Source organism: Agrobacterium sp. ICMP 6402, assembly GCF_009498615.1.
Classification (GTDB): Bacteria; Pseudomonadota; Alphaproteobacteria; order Rhizobiales; family Rhizobiaceae; genus Agrobacterium; species Agrobacterium burrii.
Window position 1 is genome coordinate 87,014 of the sequence record NZ_QSNV01000009.1, and the last position, 12,506, is coordinate 99,519.

Annotated in this window: 13 protein-coding genes; 7 read left to right on the plus strand and 6 right to left on the minus strand. The window is 58.1% G+C overall.

What is annotated here, in order from left to right; genetic code table 11:
- Positions 1–98 precede the first annotated feature (98 nt).
- The 5 genes from DXT96_RS20710 to DXT96_RS20730 all read right to left on the minus strand — a co-directional run bounded on the left by DXT96_RS20710 (position 99) and on the right by DXT96_RS20730 (position 4,427).
- On the minus strand, positions 99–764 hold the full coding sequence (locus DXT96_RS20710) for an amino acid ABC transporter permease (RefSeq protein WP_246670612.1): 666 nt from the start codon (positions 762–764) through the stop codon (positions 99–101).
- Between the two features lie 11 nt (positions 765–775).
- Positions 776–1,438 (minus strand): amino acid ABC transporter permease, encoded by a 663-nt coding sequence (locus DXT96_RS20715; protein ID WP_062577870.1) that lies wholly within the window; start codon positions 1,436–1,438, stop codon positions 776–778.
- 124 nt (positions 1,439–1,562) lie between these two features.
- Entirely contained in the window at positions 1,563–2,366 is an 804-nt protein-coding gene (locus tag DXT96_RS20720; protein ID WP_210251598.1) for a transporter substrate-binding domain-containing protein, read from the minus strand.
- Between the two features lie 136 nt (positions 2,367–2,502).
- Positions 2,503–3,510, minus strand: coding sequence for a trans-3-hydroxy-L-proline dehydratase (lhpH, locus tag DXT96_RS20725; RefSeq protein WP_153516265.1), 1,008 nt, complete (start codon positions 3,508–3,510; stop codon positions 2,503–2,505).
- A gap of 251 nt (positions 3,511–3,761) precedes the next feature.
- On the minus strand, positions 3,762–4,427 hold the full coding sequence (locus tag DXT96_RS20730; protein WP_153516266.1) for a GntR family transcriptional regulator: 666 nt from the start codon (positions 4,425–4,427) through the stop codon (positions 3,762–3,764).
- Positions 4,428–4,640: 213 nt separating this feature from the next.
- Here DXT96_RS20730 and DXT96_RS20735 point away from each other — a divergent pair, with 213 nt between their 5' ends.
- Genes DXT96_RS20735 through DXT96_RS20755 form a run of 5 tightly spaced genes read left to right on the plus strand, consistent with a single transcriptional unit; the run spans position 4,641 to position 10,167 of the window.
- Positions 4,641–6,890 carry a N,N-dimethylformamidase beta subunit family domain-containing protein gene (locus DXT96_RS20735; RefSeq protein WP_153516267.1) on the plus strand — a complete coding sequence of 750 codons (2,250 nt, stop codon included), beginning with the start codon at positions 4,641–4,643 and terminating at the stop codon, positions 6,888–6,890.
- A complete protein-coding gene (locus DXT96_RS20740) occupies positions 6,823–7,902 on the plus strand; it encodes an Ldh family oxidoreductase (protein WP_371418949.1) in 1,080 nt (359 codons plus the stop codon). The genes DXT96_RS20735 and DXT96_RS20740 overlap by 68 nt, the downstream gene beginning before the upstream one ends.
- A 32-nt stretch (positions 7,903–7,934) precedes the next feature.
- On the plus strand, positions 7,935–8,372 hold the full coding sequence (locus DXT96_RS20745; protein ID WP_153516268.1) for a GNAT family N-acetyltransferase: 438 nt from the start codon (positions 7,935–7,937) through the stop codon (positions 8,370–8,372).
- 50 nt (positions 8,373–8,422) lie between these two features.
- A complete protein-coding gene (gene solA, locus DXT96_RS20750) occupies positions 8,423–9,562 on the plus strand; it encodes an N-methyl-L-tryptophan oxidase (protein ID WP_153516269.1) in 1,140 nt (379 codons plus the stop codon).
- Positions 9,563–9,615: 53 nt separating this feature from the next.
- Complete coding sequence (locus DXT96_RS20755; protein ID WP_246670613.1) at positions 9,616–10,167, plus strand: plasmid pRiA4b ORF-3 family protein; 552 nt, start codon at positions 9,616–9,618, stop codon at positions 10,165–10,167.
- Between the two features lie 167 nt (positions 10,168–10,334).
- On the opposite strand, the gene DXT96_RS20760 is transcribed toward DXT96_RS20755, so the two are convergent.
- Positions 10,335–11,216 (minus strand): AraC family transcriptional regulator, encoded by an 882-nt coding sequence (locus DXT96_RS20760; RefSeq protein WP_153516271.1) that lies wholly within the window; start codon positions 11,214–11,216, stop codon positions 10,335–10,337.
- 136 nt (positions 11,217–11,352) lie between these two features.
- Here DXT96_RS20760 and DXT96_RS20765 point away from each other — a divergent pair, with 136 nt between their 5' ends.
- Together DXT96_RS20765 and DXT96_RS20770 are read left to right on the plus strand one after the other, a co-directional pair.
- Positions 11,353–12,096 carry an SDR family NAD(P)-dependent oxidoreductase gene (locus DXT96_RS20765; RefSeq protein ID WP_153516272.1) on the plus strand — a complete coding sequence of 248 codons (744 nt, stop codon included), beginning with the start codon at positions 11,353–11,355 and terminating at the stop codon, positions 12,094–12,096.
- Positions 12,097–12,110: 14 nt separating this feature from the next.
- The gene (locus DXT96_RS20770; RefSeq protein ID WP_153516273.1) at positions 12,111–12,506 is read left to right on the plus strand and encodes a VOC family protein; all 396 of its coding nucleotides are present in this window, start codon (positions 12,111–12,113) and stop codon (positions 12,504–12,506) included.

Here is a 12,506-nt window from a genome sequence, read left to right on the forward strand (position 1 = left end):
GTTTCTGCAACCTTTGTTCAAGTCATGGCAACGGCCGTGCCAAGGGCTGATGAGGGCTCGTGAGAGCGAGGATCAAGCCAACAAGTAGCCTTTCGGGTTCAATCGTTTTCGCGCCACCTGGCTTCCAGCCGGGCACCGAATCGAGAGATGGGAAAGCACAGGACGAAATAGGCCAGTCCAACGATACCAAGGACGAACAGCGGCTCCTGAATCCGTGTCACAATGATCTGCGAGGAGCGAAGCAACTCGACGACGCCAATCCATGAAACGAGCGCCGTGTCCTTCATGACCCCGAGCGTGAGGCCAATCCAGTTCGGCAATGCGACCCGCAGCGCAATTGGAAACACGACCTCCTTCAAGTCCTGGCCCCAGGTCATTCCAAGGGACCGGGCCGCGCGCCGGGTGGTTGGAGGTACGGCCAGAATGCCGGCACGAACCACCTCTGTGCAGAAGGATGCTGTATAGATGGCCAGAACCACACAGCCGACGGTAAAGGCCGACAAGTTCAAACCGATGATGGATTTGAATGAATTGGCGAGCACAAACTGGATCAACAGTGGAACCGAGCGGAAGATGTCGAGCACAAAGCCAATCGGTCCGTTAAGCCACCAGGGCGCGCTTGCACGTCCCAAACCGAGCAACAGCCCGAGTATGGATCCACCAAGCACAGCCCAGAACGTAATCGAGATCGTAACACCGGCACCTTTGAGCATGAACAAGAAGTCATTGAGGGTCAGGGAGGTGTCGAAAAAGGTCTGCATCATAGCGGTGGCCCTCAATATCGGAACAGGCGCCACGCCATCAGGCGCGCCGAGCCGATGACCAGCTTGGTCATCAAATAATAGAGAACAGCGGCAATCGCGAAGAACTCGAACGTACGGAATGATCTGACATTCAGGTCTTGTGTCACACCGGTAAGGTCATTCGTCAGGCCCACCACCACGCCGAGGGACGTCATCAGGATCGCCCAGACCATCTGGTTTGTGAGCGGCGGAAAGACGACGCGAAACATCTGTGGCAGCACGATGAGGCGAAACGCCTGTAATTGCCCCATCCCGAGAGACCGAGCGGCACGCATTTGCGTGCCAGGGACTGCTCGAAGTCCGCCACGGAAGGTTTCGGCAAGATAACCCGCATTGTTGAATGTAATGGCTGCCAGCAAAGCTAGGAAGCTGTCGAGGAAGATCCCCAATGACCCCAGACCAAAATAGACCATATAAATCTGGAACATCGCCGGCGTGTTACGGGCCAGCTCAACCCAACTGAAGGCAAGAGCCCGAAGCGCGCGGAAGCGGGAGCCGGATGCGACAGCCAGCAAGATCGCGAGGAACGTGCCAAGCACCATCGACAGCAGGGCGACCTCAAGCGTCACAAGGGCGCCCCAGAGCATATCAGGCAGCGCTCGAAACGCCGCTCGCCATTGAAAAGTATAGTCCATGGTCGTTCCCGCCATTTGGAAAAGATCGGGGAAAGAAACTCAGTTGGGAGATCCCGTCACGTCGAACTGCGGCGGGCACGACTTCCTGTCGGGAGGAATGTCTGCCCGCCGAGGTCGCAATCGATCAGCGATAGACGCCGGGGATCGTCAGATCAGGTGCGTCGCCAACGCCGACCCATTTATCCCAAAGCTCCTTGTAACGACCTGTGCGTACCTGCTGGTGGATGAAGAGGTTCAGGTAGTTGATCAGTCCCTGCTCCTGGCGAAGCGTGACCAGTGCCGTGTAGTCGATCTCATAAGGCGTCTCGCCGGCAACCACGACGCCCTTGTATTTGCCGTCGTTCACGATGGTTGCAGCAACAGGGGCCGTCACCACGGTCGCCTCAATCTGACCTTGTGACAGCGCGAGGAACACATCGGCCTGGCTCTGGAAAGCTCTGAAGGATCCGCCGCCCCACGCCTTGACATCCTTTTCGAGGGCCATTGCCTCATAGCCGCCGGCGACACCGCCGACATTGCGACCTTTCAGCTTTTCATAGGTATCGATCCCGAGCCCCTCTTTCGCGAGAACAACCACGGCCAGCGCGGTGTAAGGCATGGTGAAGCCGACCGTCTTCGCCCGCTCCAGAGTGTCCGATGTCTGAGCGACGGCGATGTCAGCCCTGCCAGACACCAGTGCCGGAATACGATCCGGGAACGTGGTCTCAACGATCTCCGCCGTCACACCGAGCGCTTTGGCGATGTCATTGCAATAATCGACGTCGTATCCGGCCGGATTGTTCTCCGCGTCGCGCAGGCCCATCGGCGGATAGTCGAGCACCACCGCGCAACGCAATGTGCCGGAAGCCATGATGTCATCCAGCTTGTCAGCATGAGCGACCGTGACAGTTGATGCCACCAGTGTGGTGGCTAGAATAATTGAAGCCATACGCATTGTTGCATTCCCCTTTTTGTTGATTGGAAGGACTTGGAGTACGGAAAATATCGTATTTCCAATATCGTATACGTTTATTCGCAGTAGGTTCGATCTAACGAACGAGTCTGCTGCGGATGTGAAACTGTAATTATTGTACCAAGAAGCCGAACGTCAGCGGGTCTTCTTCATCGATCGTCCAGTTTGCAAACCCGCATATGTAGGCCTTGCCACTAACTTCCGGAATGACAGCGTCAAAGTCGCCGACCTTCGTCTCGCTCAGCACGCGTCCCTTGAAGACCGTGCCGATGATCGACTCGTTCACCAATGTTTCCGATCCCGACAGCTCGCCGCGAAGGTAGAGTTGTGCAATCCGGCCGGCAGTGCCTGAACCTGTCGGCGAGCGGTCGATGGCCCTGTCCGCATAGACACAGCAATTCGCCTGGGTCGAGCCTTCGTGGCGAGGATCGCCATAGACCATGACGCCATAAACGTCATTGAACTCAGGGATCTCAGGATGAACCACGGGCATCTTGGCATTCACGGCAGTCTTGATCTCGTAACCGAACTGCTGGATTCTCTGCACGTCCTTTTCTCGGATAGCGATGTCGTGCGGGCGACCGTCAACATAGAAATAGGTTGCACCGCCATAGGCGATATCACCGGTCACCTTGCCGAAGGTCGGGGTATCGACCGTCACATCGCGCATAAAGATGAAGGACGGAACATTCACGAAGCGAACGTTCCCTGCCCGCTTTCCATCCCATTCGACGAAAGCCTCGATGAAGCCGCATGGCGCATCGATGCCGACGCGGGTTTCGGGCGACTTGCGCTCGACCCAGCCGAGCTCCAGGGCTGCGGTTGCGAGCGCAATGACGCCATGACCGCAATGCGGGCTGTAGCCCATGTTGTTCAGAAAGATCACACCGAAATCGGCATCCGCACTGACCGGCTCCGTGAGGTAGCCGCCGTACAGGTCTTTATGGCCGCGGGGTTCCAACATAACTGCGCGTCGATACTGGTCAGCATTCTCCTGAAGCCAGGCGCGGCGCTCGACGATGGTCGCTCCAGGGATCTTCGGCAGACCTTGGGTAACGAGGCGGAACGTCTCACCGCACGTGTGCAGCTCGACGGTTGTGAGTGATCTTTCAAATTGCATGCGGACTTCTCCAAGGCATCGCACCACACAGTCACCGGCAATTCGGTCGTCAGGTGGCTATTTTTAGATATCGTATACGATAAACGATAACGGTCAACCGCAAAAATGGAAGAACGGCGCTTTTTCATACAAGCATGATTTTTGTGCAGCAGCGTTCCGAGCCGTCGGTCAACCGAATGGTGTGCGCAGTCGCACCCGCGATCTTGCGAGCGCGGGTCACACGTGGGCTCCAGCGATACAATGGAGTTTGGTTATTTCCGGATGTTTGCGAGAAGCGACTCGCAGGCCTTGGTAATATGCTGTGTCAGCAGCTCAGCGGCCTTCTCAGCGTCGCGCGCCCGGCATGCGGCGAGGATCTCGCGATGCTCCCTGTCGTCGACACCGGTTCCTCCGGACAGCGTCAGCTGAATACGGAGATAACGCTCGATGCGATCATTGACTGAACGGATAAGGTTGAGAAGGAACGACCGCTCGGCGTCCTCGTACAGGCAGGAATGGAACTGCCAGTTCAATTCCGCCCATCTCGCGACATTCGTCTCCTGGGCAAATGCGTCGCAATATTCCTCTGCCCTTTGAAACGTACGTGCCGTCATCCTTGGCACCGCCAGCCTGATGGCGTTTGATTCGAGCATGGCGCGTACTTCGAAAATCTGTGCAATTTCCGGCTCGGAAACGCTTGTCACCACGGCTCCGCGGTTCTTCTGAAACTCGACAAGCCCCTCAGCCTCGAGCCTCTTCAATGCCTCACGCACAGGGATCTTGCTGACATCGAACAGCTTTGCGACGTCGTCCTGGCGGATCGGCTCGCCCTCGTCAAACTCTCCACTGACGATCGCTTCGCGAATGTGCTTGGCGATGATGTCAGACGCCGTTGGCGCTGTTCCAAGTGATGGCAGATCCGCGGGGTTAAGGGGCAATGAAATCTCCGAGTCTGCAGTCGATGCGGGAGTGATCGAATAACGTATTCGATATTAGATCGCAATGTTCGGGCTTGCTATCAGACACGGCCCTATCGTCTTCATGCTAAAACTGGGTTGACAGGGATAGATAACGTATACGATATTCTATTTAGTGTGCCGCCCGACGAATGTCCAGCGGCTCAACTAATCGCCCCTCTCGCCCGGTGAAGCATGTCTATCCAGGAATACAAGCCGCCAAGGGTTATTGGTTACGTGACCCCGCTCAGTGCCAGGCCGGGTGAACGGCTGGACTTCAAAATCTCATCGCTGGGCGATCGTGCGATCACCGCGAAGGTTGTCAGGCTGGATTGTTGTGATCCGAACCCACTCGGCCCCGGATTGAAAAGCGAACAGGTGGAATTCGGCTTATCGGCAGTCTATCGGGCCACAGAGCAAAAAGCCCATCTTGGATCCTGCGCCTTCGGCGCGCTGCCAACCATCCCTGTCACAAAACACCTGACGGTCGAACTGACAGTCCGCCCGGGCTTTGTCAGCGCAACCGATCAGACAATCTTTTCCTTGCAGGATGTTGCCGGCACGACGGGTGTCGCCTTGATTATGAAGGATGGGGGTCTCTTCCTCAAAAGTCTGCGGTCACCGGCGCAACTCGAAAGCCTGGATCTTTCGCTCAAATTGAACGCATGGAGCAAGCTGGAGGTCTGTTTTTCGGATGTTGGCGTGATCGTGCGCACATCGACACCAGAGACGTCAAAGGTCGCCGAGTCCAAGTTGATCGCAGGCATGGGCGAAGCATTGCGCGATGTCGACCATATCTGCCTTGCGGCATTGTGGTCAGGACATCCCAAGGATTGCTTCAACGGTTCGATCGAGGCGCCACGTCTGTCGGTTGCTTCGCCAGAGGCCCCAGAATCCGGCCGCACGATCATCGCCCAATGGACTTTCACCGATAGCGGCAACAGCGAATGGGTGAGCGACGATATCGATCGATCTCTTGGGCTTCAATTGATCAACCTGCCGATGCGCGCCGTTCGCTCTTCGTCCTGGACCGGCCAGCACATGGACTGGAAAGTTGCACCGGAAGAATATGCGGCAATTACATTCCATTCAGACGATCTGAGTGACTGCGCATGGGAGACGACGATTACACTCACCGTGCCCGACGGCATGCCTTCGGGGGTCTACGGCCTTGTGATCGATAATGAGATCGCAACCGATACGATCCCGTTTTATGTCCTTCCGGGTGCCAATGCCCAGCGCCAAAAGATCGTTTTCCTGGCGCCGACCTTCACCTACATGGCCTATGCCAATCATGCGCGCGGAAACTTTGCCGGCCCACTTGAGGCCCGTGTGAAGGAATGGGCGGCCTATCCCCATAATCCGGATATTGTCGGCAGCTACGGCTACTCCACCTACAACTGCCATCCGGATGGAACCGGCGTAACGATTTCTTCCCGGCTGCGTCCGATCCTGACGATGCGCCCTGGATACCTTGTCTATTTTGATGAACGCGGCTCGGGAATGCGTGGCTTCCCGGCAGACTCGCATCTGACCGACTGGCTAACCACAAAGGGTTTTGCATTCGACGTGCTGACCGACGAGGACCTGGACCGCGACGGTGTCGATGCGCTCTCGCCCTATGATGTGGTTCTGACCGGCTCCCATCCTGAATATCATACCCGTAGAACGATCGAGGCCATCCTCGCCTATCGCAGGGCCGGCGGGCGGCTGATGTATCTTGGAGGCAACGGCTTCTACTGGAAGATCGGCCGCGACCAAAACTTGCCACACATCCTAGAACTCCGACGCGCCGAGGGGGGCATGCGCGTCTGGGCCAGCAAGCCCGGCGAATATTATAACCAGCTTGATGGCGAGTACGGCGGCCTCTGGCGACGAAACGGCATCCCTCCCCAGGCGGTTGCGGGCGTCGGCTTTACCGCTGAAGGCAATTTCGAAGGGACTTACTACCTCCGCACCAACGAGTCGTTTGCCGAAGAGCTGGCCTTCCTGTTTGAAGGCATTTCAGCCGGCGAAAAACTTGGCGATTTCGGCCTGTCAGGTGGCGGCGCTGCCGGCTTCGAGATCGACCAGGCGTGCACGGAACTTGGAACGCCGGATTTCGTAAAGGTGGTGGCGGCGTCCGAAGGGCATGGGCCGTCGTTTGAGACCACATACGAGGAGCTTCTAACCCCCGGCGTCATCGATGGCGGCCCTCGCCCCTATGGTGGCATGCGCTCGAACATCGTCTACGGCCTCGACGAGAACGGCGGCGGCCTGTTCTCGGTCGGCTCCATCACCTTCTGCGGCAGCCTTTCACATAATGGCTACGACAACAACATTTCCCGGCTTCTCGAAAATTGCCTCCGAAAGTTTCTTTCGACCCCGCGCCGCGCCGGTGATCCGCACGCTCCGTCGTCCACCGACACCACTCCTCCTATCGGCAGCCATTCCCATGACACATGAACAACAGCACGTCCGCGTCGAATTCGACGCCCTGAAATCTCTGCTCCTGCAGATCTTCCTAAAACACGGGACATCGCAGACTGTCGCCGATATCCTTGCGGCAAACTGCGCCGGCTGCGAGCGCGATGGCGCGATCAGCCATGGCATCTTTCGTATTCCGGGTTACCTCGCATCGCTCGACACCGGCTGGGTTGATGGAAAAGCTGAACCCGAAATCTCTGTCGTCAGCCCGTCGTTCATCCGCATCGATGCTCGCAACGGATTTGCCCAGCCCGCACTCGCCGTCGCAGCAGACGCAATCGATGCGGCTGTGGAGGCGACTGGCATTGCTGTCGTCGCGACCCGCAACTCTCATCATTTCAGCGCGCTATGGCCGGATGTGGAGCCATTTGCACGAAGAGGCCTGATGGCGATCACATTTGTCAACGGTCTGGCGAATGTCGTACCCCATGGCGGTCGCGCCCCGGTGTACGGCACCAATCCGATTGCGTTTGCAACGCCGGTTTCTGGCGCGGATCCGCTCGTCGTTGATCAAGCGACGAGCGTGATGGCCAACGGCGAGGTCAGGCTACACGCACTGGCGAACCGAAGCCTGCCTGAGGGAACGGGCGTCGATCGTAACGGAATCCCATCCACCGATCCGCATGCGGTGCTCGCCGGCGGAGCGCTCAACACGTTCGGTGGCTACAAGGGATCCTCGATTGCATTGATGGTCGAATTGATGGCAGGCGCCCTCACCGGTGGCCAATTATCTTTCGAGAATGACTTTGGCGATTGTCTCGGAGCGCAAACACCGAAAGCGGGACAGCTCCTGATCGTAATCGACCCGGAGCGTGGGGGAAACAACGACTTTGCCAGACGCGTTTCGGTTCTCTGCGATCGTCTCATAGAGGCCGGCCAGGAAAGACTGCCCGGAGCACGGCGCTACGAGAACCGCCGGCAGTCAACTCTCCTTGGCATTCCCGTTTCGGATGGAAAGCTCCTCGAACTGGAAAACCTTGCCGGCAACTGAGCCGGTCAACACGCACATTTGCCGAGGCACACATGAACAACATCCCGCGCGACAAAAGCCGACTGCAGCTGCATCGCTTCTTGAACGACCACCAGCTCGACCAACTGGTGACATTGTTTCAGGAGGAGTGGTGGACCAAGGGCAGGACAAAGGCCGACGTTGTGACAGCACTCGCCTCCGGTGGCCCGATCTTCGCCTTCGTCGATCCTGAGGGCGATGAGCTCGTTGCGTTTGCCCGCGCGATGACTGATGGCGTCTACAAGGCAATGATCTTCGACATCATCGTCAAATGCACCTGGCGCAACACCGGGCTAGGCGGGCTGCTCATGGAAACGGTGATGAACGATCCCGCACTGGCGAACATCAAACACCGAGAGCTCTACTGCCTGGCTGAGATGGTCCCCTTCTATCAGAAGTGGGGTTTTACCGATGAACTAACCGGCCTGCATTTCATGCGGAAATCCATCTGACGCCGTGACAGTCCCGAGCCAATCTTCAACTGCTGGAGAAGCGACCCACAATGGATACCCATTCGATCGACTTAGCGGTTATAGGCTTGGGTGCGGTGGGCGCGGCGACGCTTTACCAGCTGGCCAGGCGGGGTGCGAAGGTTGTTGGCATCGATCGCTACCTGCCGCCGCATCCGTTCGGATCGAGCCACGGACATGCCCGGGTAACCCGCAACGCCGTGGGCGAAGGATCTGCCTATGTGCCGCTGGTCAGGCGTTCGCAGGAAATTCTCAGCGATCTGGAGCGAACATTCAATGCGGACCTGATGGGGCGGAGCGGCACGCTCATCGTCGGATCTGAACGACCGACCCATGGCGGCGATTTTGTCGCAGCTACGGTCAAGATCGCGCAGCAGGATGGGATCGAGCATGAGCTGCTCTCGTCCGCCGAGCTGAAACGACGATATCCGCAGCTGATTGGGTTAACCGACTTAGACTACGGATATTTCGAGCCCAAGGGAGGCTTCCTGAAGCCCGAGCCGATCGTATCGCTGCAGATTTCAGCCGCACAGCAACTTGGTGCGACGGTATTGACCGACAGCGCGATGGAGCGTGTTTCCCAGGAGAATGGCTGGGTGATCATTGGAATGGGTGAGTATCAGATCAGAGCCAGACATGCCGTCATTGCTGCGGGTCGTTGGGCCGGAGAAATTCTCGGGCCACCCTTCGACCGCCTCTTGAAGGTCACTGAGCAAAGGACTTTTTCGTTCAGACCTGAAGCTGCGGCACGGTATCAGGCAGGCAATTTCCCGGCTCTGATGTGGTTTCGCTCCGGGGCGGGAAACCGATGCATCACGACGTTTCCTCAGTCGCAGGATGGAACGGTTAGCTTCTTCGTCGAAGGCATAGACGTGGCGGCAGATGTTGGCGAAACAGGTGGGCACTTCTTCGAGCAGGAAATCGGGCCATTCTTCAATGGCTTCACCCCGCAGATTGTCGGTTCTGATCTCTGCTACTACACGCTGACACCCGACGGAGGTTTCATCATTGATCGCCCACCGGGCAATGACCGGATTCTGGTCATCTCGGCCTGCTCAGGGCACGGTTTCAAACACTCGCTTGCTGTAGGTGAGTTGGCGGCTCAAATGCTTCTTCGAGAAGGCACAACCTGTGACGCCACCTCATTTTCGGTTGGCCGATTTTACGGCTGATCAACTGCTTTTCTTTTGATGGGAACCGATCACACGACGACCCCGGAAAATCCTTGCACGCCGCGCCCCATTGGAACCTGGAGCATTTGCATCTCGGAATTCAGGCCGCATTCAACTGGTGGAACTATCATCTCTATGAGTTCCGCATCGGTGGTCTCCGGTATGGGGACGTTGAGATCCTCACGGAAGATGCGACCGACGACGATCCTCGGGTCTTCGATCAGAGCGAGGTTCGCCTGATGGACTTCGAGCAAGGTGCCGTCTTTAGCTATCACTATGATTTCGGGGATGGCTGGCGGCACACCGTCGCGGTCGAGGAGTTCCTGACGCTCACTGCTACACCCAAACACGGGAGCTGCGTCGCCGGGGAAAGGGCGCGGCCGCCCGAGGATGTTGGCGGCGTATCGGGTTACGAGCGGTTTCTGGAGATCATCGCCGACCGGGACGATCCCGAATATGCCGAAACCATTCAGTGGTGCGGCGGCTACTTTGATCCGGAATGGTTCGACCTGTCGATCGTGGACAAGGATGTCCGCAATGCTTTGCGCTTGAACGCCAAACGGCGTCTATATCAGCCGAAGCCGAAATCTGTCCCAAAGAAATGAGTTAGATAGGGTTCAGGGTGAGCGGCTTGAACGGGTTTGAACCAGTGTTCCACCAATCATGGGCGCGCTAAATCATTGATAAAATCAGGACCGCACGTTTGGTGCTAACAGTAATCCTTCGACCGGACATCCCTCAATAGTCGCCGCGCACCCTGCCCTCCGCGATGTCAGGCCGCCTCGCCTCGAAGCCGTATCGCGTCCTTGGATGGAGGCAATCCAAACTGTCGGGCATATTCCCGGCTGAACTGGTTCGGACTTTCATATCCTACACCGAACGCCACTGATGTCGCGTTTCCCTCCCCAGACATAAGAAGTCTCCGTGCATGCAATAGTCGCACCTGCTTCTGGTACTGGATCGGGCTGAGTGCCGTGACCGCCTTGAAGTGACGATGGAAGGCTGAGATGCTGAGGGAGGCCATCTCGGCAAGCGCCTCGACCCTGAGAGGCTTGGCAAAGTTCTCGCGGATCCAATGGATGGCAACGCCGATCCGCGAGATGGCGGCATCAGGTGCTGCGATATCACGGAGCATCCAGCCGAGCGGACCCTGCAGCACCCGGAACAGTATCTCCCGTTCATAGGCGGGTGCCAGCACGTCAATCTCGTCCGGACGGTCCATCAGGCGCAGCATGCGCACCCAGGCATCGAGAAGCTCTTCGCCAACTGGCGCAACCGAGAAACCCGATCCGAACAGCTTGCCGCAGACCTGCACGGGCAAGTCGCTGATGAGGGCTGCCACTGTCGGCGGATGCAGCGTCAGGCTGACCGCGAGATAGGGTTCACCGTGCGCAGATGGATGCACCGATCCGACGGCTGGAAGATCGACCGACATCACGAAATAGGTGGCGGGATCATAGGCGAAGGTCCGTTCACCGACCGTCATCGTCTTCGAGCCTGTCAGGATCAGGTTGATCATCGGCTCGTAGACGGCTGACAGCCGATGTTCGGGGATCTCGCCCTGAACCATTGCCACGCGCGGGATGCCTGTCTCAGTACGGCGGTTTTCCGCGGACGAGGCCAGTCCGCGCAGTTCCTGAAGTTGCTTTTCCATGAGAGCGACCGTGACAGAACAGGGGCCAGTCGGCAACGGCAAAGCAGAAATAGGCAAGCCTTAGAGAGAAATAGGTGAGCGCGGGAGAGCGTGCGGGCTTAGCTTGAGATCACACAGAACAGGGAAGGAATGCCCCATGAAGATCGTCATCGTCACCGGCAGCAGTCGGGGTCTTGGAGCCAGCACCGCCGTCGAATGCGCCCGCAACGGCTTAGGCGTAGTCGCCACCTATAACAACAATGCCGGCAAGGCCGAGCAGGTCGTGAAGACGATCGTCGAGGGTGGCGGCAAGGCCGTGGCGTTGAAGCTCGATGTCGGCGATGTCGGTTCATTCCCGGCGTTTCGAGATGCGCTTGCCGAGAAGCTTGAAATCCTCTGGGGGCGTGGCGACTTCGACTATCTCGTCAACAATGCCGGATACGGTCTCTACAGTCCGATTGCCACGGTGACGCAAGAGCAGTTCGACGGCTTGTTCAATGTCCATCTCAAAGGGCCGTTCTTCCTGACCCAGATCCTGCTGCCGTTGATGGCCGACGGCGGCCAGATCGTCAACATCACCAGCGCCACCTCGCGCGTGGCGACGGCCGGTGTCGCACCCTATGCCGCGTTCAAGGGTGGCCTCGAAGTCCTGACCCGCTACATGGCCAAGGAATTCGGCGAGCGGCGCATCCGGGCGAACTCGATCGCACCCGGCGCGATCCGCACCGAACTCGGCGGCGGGTTGAACGATGACTTCGAGGCAATGCTCGCGGGCCAGACGGCACTTGGTCGCGTTGGCGAGCCGGAAGAGATCGGCGGGGTCGTCGCCAGCCTCCTGTCCGGGCCGAACCGCTGGATCAATGCCCAGAATATCGAAGTTGCGGGTGGCTACATCATCTAACGAAAGAGGCCACCATGCTCGATCATGTCTTCATTTCCGTCAGCGATATCGCCCGGTCCATCGCGTTCTACGAGGCAGCGCTCGCCTCTCTCGGGATTGTTCACGTCCATGACTACGATGGAAAGGATGGCCCTCCCGGTCACCCAGACCTGAAGGGGTTTGGCGCGAATGGTCGGGTGTTCTTCTGGCTCCGCGAAGGTGTGGTCGAGGGACGCGCCGCACATATCGGCTTCGTCGCCAACAGCAAGGCCCAAGTCGATACCGCCTTTTCCGCTGCGATGTTGGCGGGCGCATCGGAAATCCATCCGCCCGGAGCACAGCTCCACTACGACCCACGTTACTACGCCGCGCAGGTGCGCGACCCCGACGGCTACAGCCTCGAATTCGTCTACAAGGAATGGCAGCACTGA

What these genes read in the sequence shown, in the direction of transcription:
- solA (WP_153516269.1), top strand. Translation starts at nt 8,423, where the DNA reads ATGGATACCCATTCGATCGACTTAGCGGTTATAGGCTTGGGTGCGGTG.
- DXT96_RS20710 (WP_246670612.1), bottom strand. Translation starts at nt 764, where the DNA reads ATGATGCAGACCTTTTTCGACACCTCCCTGACCCTCAATGACTTCTTG.
- DXT96_RS20745 (WP_153516268.1), top strand. Translation starts at nt 7,935, where the DNA reads ATGAACAACATCCCGCGCGACAAAAGCCGACTGCAGCTGCATCGCTTC.
- DXT96_RS20715 (WP_062577870.1), bottom strand. Translation starts at nt 1,438, where the DNA reads ATGGACTATACTTTTCAATGGCGAGCGGCGTTTCGAGCGCTGCCTGAT.
- DXT96_RS20735 (WP_153516267.1), top strand. Translation starts at nt 4,641, where the DNA reads ATGTCTATCCAGGAATACAAGCCGCCAAGGGTTATTGGTTACGTGACC.
- DXT96_RS20720 (WP_210251598.1), bottom strand. Translation starts at nt 2,366, where the DNA reads ATGGCTTCAATTATTCTAGCCACCACACTGGTGGCATCAACTGTCACG.
- DXT96_RS20770 (WP_153516273.1), top strand. Translation starts at nt 12,111, where the DNA reads ATGCTCGATCATGTCTTCATTTCCGTCAGCGATATCGCCCGGTCCATC.
- DXT96_RS20760 (WP_153516271.1), bottom strand. Translation starts at nt 11,216, where the DNA reads ATGGAAAAGCAACTTCAGGAACTGCGCGGACTGGCCTCGTCCGCGGAA.
- lhpH (WP_153516265.1), bottom strand. Translation starts at nt 3,510, where the DNA reads ATGCAATTTGAAAGATCACTCACAACCGTCGAGCTGCACACGTGCGGT.
- DXT96_RS20765 (WP_153516272.1), top strand. Translation starts at nt 11,353, where the DNA reads ATGAAGATCGTCATCGTCACCGGCAGCAGTCGGGGTCTTGGAGCCAGC.